Source organism: Candidatus Chryseobacterium colombiense (genome assembly GCA_029203185.1).
GTDB lineage: Bacteria > Bacteroidota > Bacteroidia > Flavobacteriales > Weeksellaceae > Chryseobacterium > Chryseobacterium colombiense.
The window spans coordinates 1,814,807-1,830,784 of record CP119310.1 but is presented as its reverse complement, the minus strand read 5'-3'; the positions used below and the strand labels follow the sequence as shown (position 1 = coordinate 1,830,784).

General features: G+C 33.6%; 16 protein-coding genes. 10 read left to right on the top strand and 6 right to left on the bottom strand.

The features are described from left to right. Positions 1-23: 23 nt before the first annotated feature. Positions 24-686 (bottom strand): ATP-binding cassette domain-containing protein, encoded by a 663-nt coding sequence (locus P0Y62_08075; GenBank protein ID WEK71511.1) that lies wholly within the window; start codon positions 684-686, stop codon positions 24-26. 356 nt (positions 687-1,042) lie between these two features. Here P0Y62_08075 and P0Y62_08070 point away from each other — a divergent pair, with 356 nt between their 5' ends. Beyond that, positions 1,043-2,083: a GEVED domain-containing protein gene (locus P0Y62_08070; GenBank protein WEK71510.1), complete on the top strand. Its 1,041-nt coding sequence runs from the start codon at positions 1,043-1,045 to the stop codon at positions 2,081-2,083. 47 nt (positions 2,084-2,130) lie between these two features. On the opposite strand, the gene P0Y62_08065 is transcribed toward P0Y62_08070, so the two are convergent. After that, positions 2,131-2,628, bottom strand: a complete 498-nt coding sequence (locus P0Y62_08065) for a YcxB family protein (protein ID WEK71509.1) — start codon at positions 2,626-2,628, stop codon at positions 2,131-2,133. Continuing rightward, a complete protein-coding gene (locus P0Y62_08060; protein ID WEK71508.1) occupies positions 2,628-4,775 on the bottom strand; it encodes a DNA mismatch repair protein MutS in 2,148 nt (715 codons plus the stop codon). Before P0Y62_08060 ends, P0Y62_08065 begins: the two co-directional genes overlap by 1 nt. Positions 4,776-4,858: 83 nt before the next feature. Here P0Y62_08060 and P0Y62_08055 point away from each other — a divergent pair, with 83 nt between their 5' ends. The 4 genes from P0Y62_08055 (at position 4,859) to P0Y62_08040 (ending at position 7,307) form a co-directional block, all read left to right on the top strand. Further along, complete coding sequence (locus P0Y62_08055) at positions 4,859-5,386, top strand: hypothetical protein (protein ID WEK71507.1); 528 nt, start codon at positions 4,859-4,861, stop codon at positions 5,384-5,386. Further along, complete coding sequence (locus P0Y62_08050; protein ID WEK71506.1) at positions 5,379-5,879, top strand: GNAT family N-acetyltransferase; 501 nt, start codon at positions 5,379-5,381, stop codon at positions 5,877-5,879. Before P0Y62_08055 ends, P0Y62_08050 begins: the two co-directional genes overlap by 8 nt. 106 nt (positions 5,880-5,985) lie before the next feature. After that, positions 5,986-6,657 (top strand): hypothetical protein, encoded by a 672-nt coding sequence (locus P0Y62_08045; protein ID WEK71505.1) that lies wholly within the window; start codon positions 5,986-5,988, stop codon positions 6,655-6,657. Positions 6,658-6,665: 8 nt separating this feature from the next. Continuing rightward, positions 6,666-7,307: a uracil-DNA glycosylase gene (locus tag P0Y62_08040; GenBank protein WEK71504.1), complete on the top strand. Its 642-nt coding sequence runs from the start codon at positions 6,666-6,668 to the stop codon at positions 7,305-7,307. On the opposite strand, the gene P0Y62_08035 is transcribed toward P0Y62_08040, so the two are convergent. The 3 genes from P0Y62_08035 to P0Y62_08025 form a co-directional block, all read right to left on the bottom strand. Further along, complete coding sequence (locus P0Y62_08035; protein ID WEK71503.1) at positions 7,273-7,791, bottom strand: hypothetical protein; 519 nt, start codon at positions 7,789-7,791, stop codon at positions 7,273-7,275. The genes P0Y62_08040 and P0Y62_08035 overlap by 35 nt on opposite strands. Positions 7,792-7,801: 10 nt before the next feature. Continuing rightward, positions 7,802-8,293 carry a DUF456 domain-containing protein gene (locus P0Y62_08030; GenBank protein ID WEK71502.1) on the bottom strand — a complete coding sequence of 164 codons (492 nt, stop codon included), beginning with the start codon at positions 8,291-8,293 and terminating at the stop codon, positions 7,802-7,804. Between the two features lie 84 nt (positions 8,294-8,377). Beyond that, entirely contained in the window at positions 8,378-9,571 is a 1,194-nt protein-coding gene (locus P0Y62_08025; GenBank protein WEK71501.1) for a carboxypeptidase-like regulatory domain-containing protein, read from the bottom strand. Positions 9,572-9,832: 261 nt separating this feature from the next. On the opposite strand from P0Y62_08025, the gene P0Y62_08020 reads away from it, so the two are divergent. From P0Y62_08020 to P0Y62_08000, 5 genes are all read left to right on the top strand, one after another. After that, entirely contained in the window at positions 9,833-11,101 is a 1,269-nt protein-coding gene (locus P0Y62_08020; protein WEK71500.1) for a mechanosensitive ion channel, read from the top strand. Positions 11,102-11,111: 10 nt separating this feature from the next. Then, positions 11,112-11,837, top strand: coding sequence for a pyridoxine 5'-phosphate synthase (locus P0Y62_08015; GenBank protein ID WEK71499.1), 726 nt, complete (start codon positions 11,112-11,114; stop codon positions 11,835-11,837). Positions 11,838-11,903: 66 nt separating this feature from the next. Next, positions 11,904-12,683, top strand: coding sequence for an alpha/beta fold hydrolase (locus P0Y62_08010; protein ID WEK71498.1), 780 nt, complete (start codon positions 11,904-11,906; stop codon positions 12,681-12,683). Between the two features lie 460 nt (positions 12,684-13,143). Further along, a complete protein-coding gene (locus tag P0Y62_08005) occupies positions 13,144-14,157 on the top strand; it encodes an NAD-dependent epimerase/dehydratase family protein (GenBank protein WEK71497.1) in 1,014 nt (337 codons plus the stop codon). Next, entirely contained in the window at positions 14,158-15,927 is a 1,770-nt protein-coding gene (locus P0Y62_08000; protein WEK71496.1) for a long-chain fatty acid--CoA ligase, read from the top strand. It begins immediately after the preceding gene. Positions 15,928-15,978 lie beyond the last annotated feature (51 nt).

Here is a 15,978-nt window from a genome sequence, read left to right as displayed (position 1 = left end):
TTTTGATAGTTCAAATATATAAATTAAATACTTTTCGGAAGGTAATTATAGCGTTGCAATTCTTTTAAATCTTTAATGGGTTTTAAATGAGAATCAGAAAGCAGATAAACTTCATCTGAAATATCCAGTACTTCCTGATAGCGGTGATCTGAAATAATTATTCCTTTCTCTTTTGATTGTTCTTTAATAAGCTTTTGCATTTCACTGGTCATTTTAGGGGACAATCCGTTGAAGGGTTCATCCAGCAAAATGAATTTGGAGTCAGAAAAAATAATTAACAAAACTTCCATAATTTTTTTTTCACCTCCTGAAAGATTTCTTGACGTTTCATCGAGAAAAGGTTTCATCAGATCTAATTCCATTAATTTTTTCGAATTTTCACTGTTACAGAAAATGGGGATTAATTTTTTAATCTTAACACTTTTTGGAAGGAAGAAATCTTGTGGCAGATAGGCAATTTTATCTTTTCTGTCCCATTGATCCTGAAGAACTTTATTATCCACTCTTATATACTGATAATCTCCTTTCAATGTTCCGAAAATTATTTTGAGTAAAGTTGATTTTCCGGTACCGTTTCTTCCTAGGATTCCGACAACTTTTCCTGTCTCGCAGCTGATATAAACATCTTTTAAGATATTATTTCCATCAAAAGATTTCGTGAGACTGTCTACATGTAATTTATGCATAAAACTGACAACTAATATTTACAATTAGACTTAATATAACGGTGAAAATCCAAAGCAATAATCTTGAAAATCCGAAATTAGCATAAAAATAATACTCATCTTTTAACCTTACCTCATAGATCAAAAAGTGTAAGGTTGGTAAAAATAAAAGAAAACAAAATCCGAAATTACCGACAGTGAAACCAAGCTGTATATTTACGAGTAAAGAAAATAGAATGGCGGGAATAAGCAGTTTTATATAAAAGATGGTAAGAATTTTTAAATCCCGAATCATTTAATGGGTATTTTGATTTTATAACAGGTAATGATAAAGAAAAAATATTTATTTTTATTTAATATTTCAATAAAAATAAAATATGATAAAAAATTTACTTTTCATTTTATTATTTGCAACAGTACTTTTTCAGGCCAAAACTTTGGAAGAAAAAGCTCAAATAGCTTTTACGGTGCCAACAAATGTTAATGTATCTACAGTTACTACCAGTACAGCAACAGTATCTTGGGATGCTATAGCTGGGGTTAGTAATTTTACAGTAGAATTTAGGCCTGTTGGTTCTAATGCATGGGCATTCTTTTATACGAACGTAAATATTATAAATCTTGTTACGCTCATACCCTGCACATCTTATGAAGTTCGCATAAAAGAAACAGCAACAGGAGATACTTCTAATATTGTAACTTTTACTACTTTTTATAAATATTGTCAATCAGCTTCTACAGACTCTAATTTAGTTCATATATCTAATGTCACGGTTACGCCAGTAGGGGCTCTTCAAATGATAAGTAATTCAAATGCTTTGAATTATATGGATTATCGGGGAGATTCTGCACGGAAAATTAATCTCAATGTTGGAAGTGTAGGAAATATTCTTTCTGTAAATGCAAGTTGGACTGGTACTCAGGCTGTAGCAACAACGGTAAGTGCATGGATAGATTTCAACGCAAACGGAACTTTTGAAAGTTCTGAAAAAATTATGGAGACCTCGGGAAATACTTCTACACCTGTCTCTGCGAATTTTAATGTTCCTCTTGCAGCTATTAATGGTGTATGTGGAACTACAATGAGAGTTTTGGTAAGTTCTGTGATGTCTTCAACAGGGTGTGGTATTTATACGTATGGTGAAACTGAAGATTACTTAGTGAATTTTATTTCGAGTAACTTAGCGATCAATGAATTAAAAAAAATAGAAGAGGTAAATATTTATCCCAATCCTGTTTCCGACATTCTAAATATTTCAGGAATTACTTCCGATTCAGATTTTGAAATTTATAATGCAGCCGGGCAAAAAATAAGTGGAGTAAAAATTAAAAATAAAACTGTAAATGTTAGTCGCTTATTAAAAGGAGTTTATTTTATTCAGATAAATTCTATGAAATTAAAATTCATCAAAAAATAAAAAAGAGAGCGTCAATTAAGGCGCTCTTTTTTTATTCAAACTGATTTTTAATCATTTCTAAGCTTTGCCTTCACATGATTATTTCTGATGATACTTCTAAGCTCTGAAATCTGATCTTTTGTAAAGTGTTTTTTCGGAACCATATTCATGACATGAGCACTTTGGTAAATTAAAAACCACTCTTTGTTTTCTTTAACCTTGTAAACCGTATCCCAGCCAAATTCTCCTTCAAAAGTTTCTCCTTTGTTCAGAATATTTTCATCAGTAAATGTATAAGAAATATTTTCCTGGATCTTCTTATTCGAATAAAAAGCACTCTTTAAACGGAAGTACGAACGAATAACGATGAAAAGAAATACAACAAGAAACCACATCGAAGCAGATCCTAAAATATTGCTCTCATCACTTTCTTCCATACATTGCTTTATCATAAAAAAGACCAAAGCTAATAATGGGAAAACAAGAATCCTTGTCAATGAATTTTTTACATTAAACATCAGAAAATCCTTAAAAGTAATATGAGTGTTTACCGTTATCATTTCCATTAAATCCTTTCCAGTTCATCAGCATCAATGGTTGTTTTGAACGTTCCGTAATTGACGATCACTTTATTTCTTGAAATTTTTTCAATTGTTCCGACACTTGTACTTCCTGTGATACGAACACGTTGTCCGACTTTCATCCAAAGAGCACGGTCGGTTTTGCGTTTTTCTTCAAGCTTTTCGTTGGTTTCAGTTATTTTTTCAATAACTTCTTCTTTCTTCAACTGTTGGGTGATCTTTCTCTTCACCACCTGAAGACGCTTACTTTCATCTTTATCTGCTCCGATTTTCCTGAACTTTTCCTGTTCCAGAATCTTCACAAAATCTTTTACGACGTCCTTTCTGGATTTCCCTTTTACATAACTGTCTATAAAAGCTTCAATCTTGTTTCCAAACTGCAGTTTTCGATGCTCTTCTTCATACAGTTTCTGGAAATTGAACAATTTTTGCTGAAGCTGTTCATTCAATTTTTGCAGGTTATCACGCTTGTCTTCTACGGATTCTTTTCTTTCTGCAAGATCCGTTTTCAGTTTTTCCACCTCATATTTTTCCTGCTGAAGTTTCACGATCGTTTTATCAAGGTTCACAATATCATGCTCCACTTTTTTCTTCGCAGAATGAATGATAAATCTTGGAATTTTATTCTTTTCCGCCACCTCAAAAGTAAATGAACTTCCCGCCTGTCCCACTTCCAGTTTGTACATAGGTTCCAGCGTTTCCTCATTAAACAACATGGCTGCATTTTCCGCGTGTGGAAGTTGTTCCACAACCAATTTTATGTTGGTGTAGTGCGTTGTAATGATTGCGAAACTCTTCTTATCATAGAAAAATTCAAGGAAACTTTCTGCCAAAGCACCACCTAATTCAGGATCGGAACCTGTTCCAAATTCATCAATCAATAACAACGTTTCAGCATCAGCTTCACGGATGATTCCGCCCATTTTCTTTAACCTTGATGAATAGGTCGAAAGATGATTTTCAATAGATTGATTATCACCAATATCGGTCATGATCTTATCGAAGAAAAACATTTCGGATTTCGGATGCGTCGGAACCAAAATTCCGCTTTGAATCATCAATTGAAGCAATCCGACGGTTTTCAATGTAATCGATTTTCCTCCCGCATTCGGTCCGGAAATACAGATAATTCTGTTTTGATCCGTTAAAGTAAGGGTTTGAGGGAAAATGGTTTTGTTTTCCGCTTTGTTTCTTAAAAATAATAAAGGATGGTAAGCCTCTTTTAACCGTAGCGTTTTATGACGGTTGATTTTCGGTAAAACTCCATTGATTAATTCTGCAAACTTGGCTTTTGCTCTTGTTAAATCAAGATCGAAAATATATTTCTGATATCTCCAAAGCTGAGGTTGGAATTCCGCCAGTTCAGCGGTTAATTTCCTCAGGATTTTGTCAATTTCCTTTTTCTCTTCTTCTTCGCTTTCTTTAAGTTTAAAATGATGCTTTACTACAGAATCCGGCTGCATGTAGGTGATAGAACCCGTTTTTGAAAGTCCTAAAACTCTTCCGGCAACTCTTTTCTTATAGGCAGACTTTACTGCCAAAACTCTCTGATCATCAATAATCGTTTCACGAATATCATCCAAAAAGTCACTCTGCCCGTAATTGAACAAAGCTTTGTTGAAATTTTCCTGAATGGCTTTTTTAGCAACTTGTATTTCTGCTCTCAAAGCTTTTAAAATGGGAGAAGCTTCACTTTTTACTTCACCAAAACGGTTAAAAACTTTATCAACTTTATCAATAATTTCTTTTTTGAATTCCAATACAGAAACATCCTGAATTAAGGTAGGAAAAGTTTCAGGCATGGTTGGGAAAAACTTCTGCAGTTTCCCGATTTGTTCCGTAAGTGTTTTTATTTTGATGAAAGCGGAATTTTCAAGACGATAGTTTTCGATCAACATGAGCTTAAGCTCACTTTCAATATCTTCATATTCATCAAAAGGAATCGCATTTGAACTTTCAAAACTCGATAGATATTCGGAAGTTTTTTTCAATGAAAGTTCTGCCTCGTCAATTTCCATCGGACGAAGTTGAAGAATTTTTTCTCTTGTTTTCGGAGAATACGCAAAGGGAGAAATTTCCGCGAGCAATTGCGGAAACTCTAATTCGTTTAAATCTTCTTTATTTATATACACACTGCAAATTTAGTGAGAAAATGTGATTATTACGTATATTTGAGATATTTACAAAATTTATAATTGAAAAAAAATTATAAAAAATGGAAAGTATTGATCAAAAAATTTACAATTCTCAAAGAGTGTTTGTCATCAATGATAAGATTATTGATTGGAACCTGGAAAAGCGGCATGGTATGCAGAAATACAGAAAACATCATCAATATGCCTTTATTGAATTTAATCTTTATGAATTAGAAAATTACAAAAGAGAAATAAATACAAGTTCTCTGGAAGACTATACTTCATACATCGATTGGAAGGTTGACGAAAACTTATTTCCCAAAGAACTTTACGATATTCACATAGAGGAAATTAAAAATTATGCAAATTTTATTACATTATATATTTCTGCATTAAAAGGGAAAAGTTTGAATTTTGTTTTTGAAATTACATTTATAGGTTTTGATGTGATTGATAGTTTCAGAAAAAACACGTATGGAAGAGCTTTCATAGAGGCTTTTATAAGCTGTTTTGATGAAGAAAGTTATAATTTAGGAAAACTGCATAAAGAGCAATATCATTCTCTTGAGAATATAAAATATCAAATGAAACATTATAAAAATGATTAAAACTGAACGTCTTATATTGAAGGAAATCAACGAAAATTACGTTGAAGATATTTTTAAAATTCGAAGTAATGAGGTCATTAATCAATTTGTGCAGAGAAATTCTCCGAAAAATAATTATGATGCGCTTCAGTTTATTTTAACCATTAAAGAAAAAACTAAAAATAACCAATCTTTTTATTGGGGAGTTTCTTTAGAAAGTCAATCCAATATTATCGGAACCATTTGCCTGTACAATTTTTCTGAAGATCGAAAAGTAGCTGAAGTCGGTTACGAATTATTGCCCGATTATCACAGGCAGGGAATCATGTCTGAGGCGTTGAAGGCGGTGTTGGATTTTGCTTTTAATGATTTACATTTGCAGGAGATGGTTGCTATGACCAATAAATTCAATGAAAATTCGAAAGGTCTTCTTTTAAAATATGATTTTGTGTTGGAAGAAGGGAGAGAAGATGAAGGGTTTCCGGATAATCTTGTTTTTAGCTTGAGAAAATAATGCTTTAATTGTCATTTTGACAAAAAGAAAAATCTATCTGGATTATTTTTTGTGAAATAATCTATTTCTTGTATGAGTTGATGGAAAAAATAACAGTTAAAAAACGATGAAAAAAAATATTTTATTGATTCTACTTTCTGTCATTCTTATTTTTACTTCAATAAAAGAAGTCGGATATTTTTTTATTTCTATTCCCAGTTTTTTTTTATTGTCATATAATTTATCAGATATTATAGTAAAAATAAATATTAAAAGATCTAGAAAATTAATTGGCGGAAAATTTGAATATATTTTTCTTCCTGCGTTAATTTGTGTTCTTGTATTCGGGAAGTATTATGAAAATACGTTAGGAGGATATGAATTGTTTTGGAAATTAGCCTTTTCAGGTCTTATTTTAAATATCTTGACAATTTTTGTTTTATCATTTTTTTATAGTTTTGATAGTGTTAAAAAGGTATATAATATTCTGAGTCTTTGTATTTTTTTTACTCTTTTAGTTTCATCTCTGGGTGTTTTTATTAATTATAAATTCGCTACTTCAAATGACAGACAAGAAAGTGTTGAAATAAATAAAAAATACATTAATAATGGCTCAAAGGGCGGTAAATCGTATGAAATATTTATTAAAACAAAATATGATAATGACGAGAGATTAAGTATAAGCAAGGAGTTGTATGATAATATCTCCAATAATCAATTGATTGAACTGACATTATCAGAAGGAGCTTTGGGATACGATTATGTAAAGAAAATAAAGAAGATTAATATTTATAGATAAATTTAAAAATGACCTGGACAGAAATATTAGCCCCCATCAAAAAAACAGAATACTTTACCAATCTTTGGGAAAAAGTAAAACACGAATATGCGACAACAAAAGTTTTCCCACCGAAAAATCAGATTTTCAGGGCGTTGGAAATTACGCCTTTCGAAGATATTGAGGTAGTGATTATCGGGCAGGATCCTTATCATAACGATTACCAGGCAAATGGGTTGTGTTTTTCTGTTTCCGAACAGGTTACTGCACCGCCTTCATTAAAAAATATTTTCATTGAGTTAAAGGATGATTTGGGAATAGTAAGAACTTCAAAAGAGTTGGACGACTGGGGGAAACAAGGTGTTTTGTTGTTGAATGCTACACTTACGGTTCGTGCCCATTCTCCGAACTCCCACAAAGATTTGGGCTGGGAAAAATTCACAGATTTTATTATTAAGGAAATTTCGGATAAAAAAGAGAATGTAGTTTTCGTATTGTGGGGCGCTTTTGCACAAAAAAAAGCCGAACTCATCGATCCGGCTAAGCATTTTATTTTGAAATCTGCACATCCGTCTCCGTTTTCTGTTCACAGAGGATTTTTCGGAAGCAAACCTTTTTCGAAAATTAACGAATACCTTATTTCAAAAGGGAAGAAGCCTGTTTCGTGGTAGGAGTTTCTCCTGCCTTTTTGATGGTAATCCCGATTTTATATTTTCCGTTGAGTGCTTTGGTTCCTTCTGCTGCTCCGGGATAAGGCTGAATATCAACTAAGGAAATCGTATACCCATTGAAATCCGTTGATGTACTGTAATTCCTACCTTTGTTATCAATACTTGCAAGATTTAGAGTCATTGGTCGTGTTGCAGTTCCCATCACTTCAACTTGGGCAACGGCAACTCCCGCCCAAATACAATTTACGTCTTTCGGACAACGGCTGTCTTCAGAAATTCCTTTGAAGGTTACATTCATTTGATATTCTTTCAGAAATTTGTTTTCACCTTCACTGAAGTAGATGATTTCTCCGTCTTTGCTGTTTGCTTGTGTCACTCCGGTTTTGTCAACGTTCACTTTTGTTGAGGTTTTGGTTTCTTTTTGAGCATTACAGTTGATTAAAAACAATAATCCTAAACTGAATATGATGGTTTTGTGTAACATAATTTCTTTGTTAAATAATATTGAGCATATTTAAAACTACAACCAAAAACATTGCCACACCGACTACAAAACTGAAACCTGTCCCGTAGATAAATCCAACGAAGGCTCCTTTGGTGGATTTTAGGGCTTTATTCATGTCTTTGCTGTCGTGTAATAATTCCCCGATAAAAACTCCGGCAAACATTCCAATCAGAAAACCTAGCGGAATAGGTAAAAACATTCCTACAATGGTTCCTACTACAGATCCGATACTTCCCCAACGGGTTCCACCATATTTTTTTGTCGTTTTTGCAGGAATTACATAGCTCAAAACTACAGAAACTAAGGTTAAAATTCCGAATGCCCAAATGTAAATCATCGGTAAGTCAGCATCAGTTCCGAATTTATAAATTAATAGTCCGCAAATGCTTAGTAATAATCCGGGTAGAATAGGCAGGAAAGTTCCTAAAATTCCTATGATTAATAAAATCAGACAGAAAATATTGATTAATGCTGTATCCATTTCTTTAATTGTCTATGCAAGATATAAAAAAAGTGGCTTTTTAAAAAGCCACTTCGCATGTTTACACTACGTTTATGATTGAGACTAAAGATTTAAGATGACGTATTCCAGAATAGGCTCAGCTTTACCGATATTTCCGGTGGCGTGATTATGGAAAGTGGTGTAATAAATTTTGCCACTGTTTGAATTTCCTCCAGAACAAGGACCTTGTGTATCTCCGTGAGCCTGATGAGCTGCCCATGCATTTGCATTGATTGTAATGGTAATATTATTCCCATTGGAAGTGTGATGGCAGATTGTCATATAATTATTATTGCTGGATGTTCCTACCGACGTTTGAGGAGCAGAAGCATTGGTGTAATGCCCTGTACGGATCATTAGAGCCTCGTTGTTTTTTTCTACCAATACTTCCCAGAAAGTAGGATCATAAGTCTGGATTTTTTCCCACGCTGTTAAATCATAATTAATGTCTAGTGTATTGAAGCCAATAGCAGTTGCCAAAGCTGTATTTGAAACTGTACAGCCAGCATACATTCCTACTGATCCTGTATTTTTTAGGCAAAGTAAATTGTCATTAATGAAACCTCCGGGAGCATTACATGTCGTTGTATTCGTGTCGCCTCCTACAAGATAGGCAGAAGCCCAGTCTGAGCTATACAAACTTCCTCCATTGGTTACAAAAGTTGAAAGATTGGTATACACCAATGCATCATTGCTTGGAGTGCTGGTTCCTGTTTGGGTTGTTCCTCTGGATCCGCAATTCAGAAAGATAATATCATACTGTGCAATTTTAGAAAGGTTTTTCAGATCCTGATAAGTGATTTCTGTGGCTGTATATCCCAGTGCGGTAATAATGTCTTCAATCTTATCATAACTTCCTTTCACATAAGCCATTTTAGCAACCTGTGTAAGTTTAGATTCTGTAACAGGAATGGTAAGGGTTTCGTTCTTTTTTACAGTGATCGGAATTTCTGTTCTGAAATTATGTCCGCCGCCGGTCTGAATGTGAAGAATAGTATTGCCTTCCGGAGCAGTAAGACTGAAATTTCCGTTAGCATCAGAATACGTGTTGTATACTTTGCTGTCACTGTCAATTGTGAAAACAAGAGCTCCACCGATAGGTTTTGTTCCGTTGTTGGCCATTACTCTTCCTTCAACTTTTCCGGTTTGGAGAACCGTGGAAGGATTTTCGTCGGGAGTGATGATCGACTCATCTCCTTTACAATTAATTAAAACTGTGAATGCACACAGCATAATAAATAAGTAGTGTTTTCTCATATGTATTTGATTTTGATTTGTTTAGTTTTAATCAAATGTAAATAAATAATTGATATAAAATTGTTAAATGCGTAATATTTTTAAGATAATTAATTTATATTGTTTATTTTTAGTTAAATTTTTATTTGTTTATCGTTGTTGTAGTGAATTTGATATTTTTGAAATATTCGTAATAAATATTATGGGATAATCAATTTTGGGACGAAAATTGATAGAAAAATTGTAATAAAACTCAGTCTTAATTTTCCTAAATTTGCTGTGATGAATGATCAACTACAAGAAACAAGAAACTTTATACAGGATCTTAGCTATCAGCTTTATATTTATATAAGCAAGATTTCGCCTGCCGGTTTTGACTGGGTTGTTCATCTGATTGTAAAACTGGCGTTGCTTGTTGCCTTGTTTTTACTGGTAGATTTTATATTAAAGCCTGTCATTAATTTTATTTTCCGTTTTTTTCAGAATGAGAAAAAATACCCTGTCATTAAATCCATTTATGAATCCAGAGTAAGCAACTCTGTAGCTCATTTTATTGCTTTGGGAGTTGTGGCGAGTCTACAGGCTTTTATATTTCCTCCGAAAGCAATTCCTATAACGAATACATTTATCATCAGATCCATTAATTTAGGGGTGGTTTTGATCTTTGCGGGAATGTTGTATCGAGGATTAACTGCTTTTAGAAATTATTTTAGCATAAAGCAGGATTTTTACAAGATAATGGCGTTAAATGCTATTTCGGAAACCATGAAAATCCTTGGAATCTTTATTTTCTCAATTGTGGGGATCTGTGTAATTTTTGGGATCAAAGGAACCACTATTGTAGGAAGTTTAGGGGCAATTACAGCGGTTTTGGTGTTAGTTTTCAGGGATACTATTTTAGGTTTTGTGACAGGTATTCACGTGGCAACTTCTAAAAATATGAAAGTCGGTGACTGGATCGGAATTCCTAAATATAACCTGGAAGGAACAATAGAGGATATTACTCTGCTTACCACCAGAATTCAGAGCTTCGATAAAACGGTCTCTACAATTCCCACGTATGATCTCATGAGTACAGAGGTGAAAAATCTTCAGGTGATGTCTGAAAGTAATACCAGAAGAATAAAAAAATCTATCATTTTCAATATAAAATCATTTAAGTTTTTAGATGATGAAATGTTTGATAAATTGCTGGAAATTAATTTATTGAAAGAGTATCTTTTACGAAAAAGAGATGAGCTGAATGAACAGAGAAGTAACATGACGCATCCGGATAAAATTATTAATGGAAAGCAGCTTACCAATATTGGGACTTTTAGAAAATACGCATACGAATATCTCAGAAATAATAAAAATATCGATCAGTCAGAAACTGTGTTGGTGAGACAAATGGAAATTACATCGCAAGGATTGCCTTTGGAAATCTACTGCTTTACCAATGATTCGAAATGGGAACATTTTGAACAGATTCAGTCGGATATTTTTGATCATCTGTTAGTTGCTTCTAAGGAATTTGATCTGGAAGTGATGCAGGTTAATATTAAAATTTAAAATAGTAAAAATGACAAAACTAAGTGTCAATATCAATAAAATTGCGACATTAAGAAATGCAAGAGGAGGCGAAACGCCAAGTGTAACAGAAGCAGCTGTTAAAATTCAGGAATTTGGAGGACAGGGAATCACGATTCATCCGAGACCGGACGAGAGACACATTACCAGAAAAGATGTCTATGATCTTAAACCACTTGTAACTACAGAATTCAATATTGAAGGGAATCCCCATCGTCAGTTTATTGATATGGTTTTAGAGGTGAAACCGGAGCAGGTAACTTTGGTTCCGGATGCAGATGATGCCATTACGTCAAATGCAGGTTGGGATACCCTAAAACATGTAAGTTTTCTTACTGAAATCATTGCTGAATTTAAAAATGCAGGAATCCGTACTTCTATTTTCCTGGATCCTAATCCCGAGTTGGTAGAATATGCAGCAAAAGCCGGTGCAGACAGAATTGAATTGTACACAGAAGCTTATGCAAAAAACTATACATTAAATAAAGAATTGGCTATTAAACCTTATTACGAAACCGCAGTCGTAGCTACTGATTATGGATTGGGTCTAAATGCAGGTCATGATTTAAGCTTAGATAATTTAAAATATTTTGCAGATCATATTCCGAATCTGTTGGAGGTCTCCATTGGGCATGCTCTGGTTTCAGAAGCGTTATATATGGGATTGGAAAATACGGTTCAGGCATATTTGAAGCGATTGGCAAAATGGCCTCAATAGAAATGGGATATTATTGAGGTTTGAATATTTATCGGCCTCTAATTTTCTAACTTCTTAAATAAAATTATGGAAATTTTAAATTCAAAAATATTTGGCGAGAACCTTTCGTCTACACCTCTTTTGGTATTTCACGGGTTGTTTGGAATGCTTGATAACTGGGGAAGCTTCGGAAAAGATTTGGGAGAGTTTTTACCGGTTCATCTTATTGATTTGAGAAATCATGGGCGAAGTTTTCATTCTGAGAATATGTCCCACGATGATTTGGCAGATGATATTGCTAACTACATGAATCACTACGGAATGGAAAAAGCTTTTGTATTAGGTCATTCATTAGGTGGAAAAGCTGTGATGCAGTTTGCAATAAAATATCCTGAAAAAGTGGAAAAACTTATTGTGGTTGATATTTCTCCAAAAGCCTATCCTCCCCATCATCAGGGAATTATTAAAGCCTTGGAGACGGTTGATTTTAATACCGTAGCTTCAAGAAGTGATGTAGAAGCGGTTTTAAGTCAATATATTCCTGAAAGATCTACCATTCAGTTTCTTACAAAGAATCTGTACTGGGATGAGAATAAAAAACTGAACTGGAGATTTAATCTTAAAACACTCTCCGAGAAGTACAATGAGTTTGTTTCTAATGCTATAAAATATGGGGTGTTTGACGGAGAAACACTTTTTATTGCAGGTGAAAAATCAAACTATATTCTTCCTCAGGATCATTTTGCGATAAAACAGCAGTTTCCTAAAGCTCAGTTTGTCACCGTTAAAAATGCGGCACACTGGGTTCAGGCAGATAATCCTGTTGATTTTATGGCGGTGGTTAAAGACTTTTTGGAGATCCATTAATCAGTGTAAAAGATTTAATTTTTGTTAAAGTTTTCTTAAAAAACTATTTTATTCTTTAATATGGGAAAAAAGACGTAAATTAGTTTTGTTGAAAGTTTAAAAATAATCTTTTATTGTAGTTGAAAATTCAATAAATGTTTATTTTTATTGATGAAAATTTTAACAATGTTACAGATTATGAAAAATTTCTAAGAAAACATATTAACAAATTATATTTATAGGGAACTTAGCAATAAGTTTCCTTTTTTTGTGCTTTATATTTGGAATTTTAAGGATGTGTTGCTTTAAGAGTGCTTTCTCAAAACGGTGGAGTATTTTCATGGATAATAATTCTTATTATATGTTTTAAAAGTCGCAAATTTGCAATATGTAGTTTTTCGTTAATTTTTTTATTCAAAATGAAGAATTACCAATTGAAAATATTGTCATAATTTAGCCAGCAATCAAGTAAAAATAACTGATGGTTTTTGTAACGGGTGCAACCGGAATTTTAGGCAGAATAATCGTTTTGGAGCTTCTTAAAAAGGGAAAAAATGTGCGTGCTTCTAAAAGACCGACGAGCAATTTAAATGAAGTACAACATTCGTATACCTATTATACGGAAAATTCCGATGATTTCTTTAACAAAATTGAATGGGTAGACGTAGACTTTGATGATATTCATTCCCTTCAGAATGCCTTGAAGGGTGTGGAGGAAGTATATCACTGTGCTGCAAAAGTAAGTTTTCATCCTAAAGATGAAAAAGAAATGTATCATACAAATGTAAAAGGTACAGAAAACCTCTTATATGCTTGTGACGGTTCTGGTGTGAAAAAATTTCTTCATGTAAGTTCAATTGCGGTAATTGATACTTTTAATGAAAAAGGAGAGCTGGACGAAACCTCTGATTTTAATCCTAAAGAAGAACATTCTGCTTATGCAATTTCAAAACACCTTTCCGAAATGGAAGTCTGGAGAGCCTCTGCAGAAGGATTGAACGCCATCATTATCAATCCCGGAATGATCGTTGGAAGCGGGAACTGGGGAAACAGCAGCGGAGATATTTTCCCTACTTTTGAGAAAAACGGTTTTACATTTTCCGGAGGAACAAGCTATGTAGATATAAGAGACGTTGCTAAAATTGCTGTTGAGCTGATGGAGAAGAATGCTTTCGGAGAAAGGTTTATCCTGATTTCTGAAAATAAAAGATATGCTGATTTGGGACATCAGATCAGGTCAACCTTAGGATTGAAGGATGCTAAAATTCTTTCAAAATTTCAATTAAATATAGGCAGGTGGGCCAATATCCTTTTCGGATGGTTTATTCCTTCACTGAGGATTATTACCAAATCCAATATTGAATCTATATCGGCATTGAATGTGATTTCAAACGAGAAAATCACAAAAAAACTTGATTATCAGTTTATCCCATTAACGGAAAGTGTTGATTTTCATTTGAAAAATTATATTAACGACAAAAAGCAGAAGAAATAAATGAATCTTGCAGAAGCAATTATCCATAAAAATGTAGAGAAATACGCTATAAAAGCTGCTATTGGTTTCAAAAAGAAAGAAGCGGGATGGAAGGAATTAAGCTGGAAAAAATTTAGTGAGATTATCTATAAAACTGCGAATGCTCTTAAAGGAGCAGGAGTTCAGGAAAACGATAAAGTGGCCATCTATTCAGATAATTCTTCCGAATGGATGATTTTTGATCTTGCTGCGATGTCAATAGGCGCGATTACAGTTCCTATTTACTCTACGAATAATGCTGAACAGGCAGAATATATCGTTAAAGATTCTGATTCAAAAGTTATTTTAGTAGGCGATCAGGCTCAGTATGATGCGTGTCTGGAACTTTTACATAAGGAAGATAACGAACTTAAGACCATTATTGTTTCTAAAAAAGCAGTCTGGATCAAAAAAGAATTCAGCAGCTTTTATCTGGAAGATTTTATTGCTAAATCGTCTTCAAAGCTTGAAATCTGTAAAAAAGAAGATGAAGATGTTGCTACCTTAATCTATACTTCCGGAACAACAGGAACTCCAAAGGGGGTAATGTTAACACACGGAAACTTTATTAAAGCTTTCGATGCTCATTTCGAATTTTTTAAATTTAAAAACTTTGAAGAAGAACTTTCACTGGCATTTTTACCATTGAGTCACGTTTTCGAAAGAAGCTGGAGCTTATTATGTTTATATGGTGGAGCTCGTGTCTATTTTCTTGAAGACCCTAAAAACATAGCAAAAGCCCTGGAAGAGGTAAAGCCAACGATGATGTGCGCTGTACCGAGATTCTTTCAGAAGATTTATGCAGGAGTATTGGAAAAGGCAGAAGAAGGTTCATCATTAAAGAAAAAAATCTTCAACTGGGCTCGAGAAATTGGATGGCAGACTGCAGAATTAAAAAGAAACGAAAAGGAAATTCCTTTCGGATTAAAAATAAAAGAAACTTTTGCTGAAATGCTTGTTTTCAGTAAAATTAAAGAAAGAATGGGAGGAAGGCTTTGGTTTTTACCTTGTGGTGGAGCTTCTTTATCACCGGAAGTCACCAAATTCTTCGAATCTGTAGGAATTCATGTTACGGTAGGGTATGGACTGACGGAAACTACGGCAACTTTAACGTTGTTTCCTTTAACTCATTTCGAGCACGGAACAAGCGGAAAAGCTTTACCGGGAGTGGAAATCCGTATTGATCAGGATGATGAAATCCAGGCCCGAGGAAACGGGATCATGAAAGGGTATTACAACAAACCTGAGGAAACTCAAAAGGTCTTTACGGAAGATGGATGGTTTAAAACCGGTGATGCCGGAAAAATTGATGACAAAGGAAACCTTACGATTACAGACCGCTTGAAAGATCTTATGAAAACTTCCAACGGAAAATATATTGCTCCGCAACAGATTGAAAATTTGTTGACCAATAATAATTTCATTCAGCAAATTGTTTTAATTGCAGAAGCAAGACAGTTTGTTTCCGCACTTATTGTTCCCAATTTCGAATTTTTACAGGATTTTATCAAGAAAAATAATATTCCGTATACCAACTGGACGGAGGTGGTGAAAAATGAAAAAGTAATTCATTTTTATAAAGAAAAAATACAGGAATTACAGTCTCATTTATCAGACTTTGAAAAGGTGAAAAAATTTACTTTAATGCCTGCCGAATTTGAAATTAACTCCGGAGAGATCACGCCTACATTGAAAATAAAAAGAAATGTAGTGCTGAAAAAATATGCGGATGTGATTGAAAAGATGTATTAAAATTGACCACAAAAGATTGAGGTGGTATAAGAAAATAAAGTTTATTATTTA

Coding starts and splice junctions, on each gene's coding strand:
- P0Y62_08010 (WEK71498.1), top strand. CDS start 11,904: ATGGAAATTTTAAATTCAAAAATATTTGGCGAGAACCTTTCGTCTACA.
- P0Y62_08015 (WEK71499.1), top strand. CDS start 11,112: ATGACAAAACTAAGTGTCAATATCAATAAAATTGCGACATTAAGAAAT.
- P0Y62_08055 (WEK71507.1), top strand. CDS start 4,859: ATGGAAAGTATTGATCAAAAAATTTACAATTCTCAAAGAGTGTTTGTC.
- P0Y62_08030 (WEK71502.1), bottom strand. CDS start 8,293: ATGGATACAGCATTAATCAATATTTTCTGTCTGATTTTATTAATCATA.
- P0Y62_08070 (WEK71510.1), top strand. CDS start 1,043: ATGATAAAAAATTTACTTTTCATTTTATTATTTGCAACAGTACTTTTT.
- P0Y62_08045 (WEK71505.1), top strand. CDS start 5,986: ATGAAAAAAAATATTTTATTGATTCTACTTTCTGTCATTCTTATTTTT.
- P0Y62_08040 (WEK71504.1), top strand. CDS start 6,666: ATGACCTGGACAGAAATATTAGCCCCCATCAAAAAAACAGAATACTTT.
- P0Y62_08025 (WEK71501.1), bottom strand. CDS start 9,571: ATGAGAAAACACTACTTATTTATTATGCTGTGTGCATTCACAGTTTTA.
- P0Y62_08000 (WEK71496.1), top strand. CDS start 14,158: ATGAATCTTGCAGAAGCAATTATCCATAAAAATGTAGAGAAATACGCT.
- P0Y62_08065 (WEK71509.1), bottom strand. CDS start 2,628: ATGGAAATGATAACGGTAAACACTCATATTACTTTTAAGGATTTTCTG.
- P0Y62_08075 (WEK71511.1), bottom strand. CDS start 686: ATGCATAAATTACATGTAGACAGTCTCACGAAATCTTTTGATGGAAAT.
- P0Y62_08035 (WEK71503.1), bottom strand. CDS start 7,791: ATGTTACACAAAACCATCATATTCAGTTTAGGATTATTGTTTTTAATC.
- P0Y62_08005 (WEK71497.1), top strand. CDS start 13,144: ATGGTTTTTGTAACGGGTGCAACCGGAATTTTAGGCAGAATAATCGTT.
- P0Y62_08050 (WEK71506.1), top strand. CDS start 5,379: ATGATTAAAACTGAACGTCTTATATTGAAGGAAATCAACGAAAATTAC.
- P0Y62_08020 (WEK71500.1), top strand. CDS start 9,833: ATGAATGATCAACTACAAGAAACAAGAAACTTTATACAGGATCTTAGC.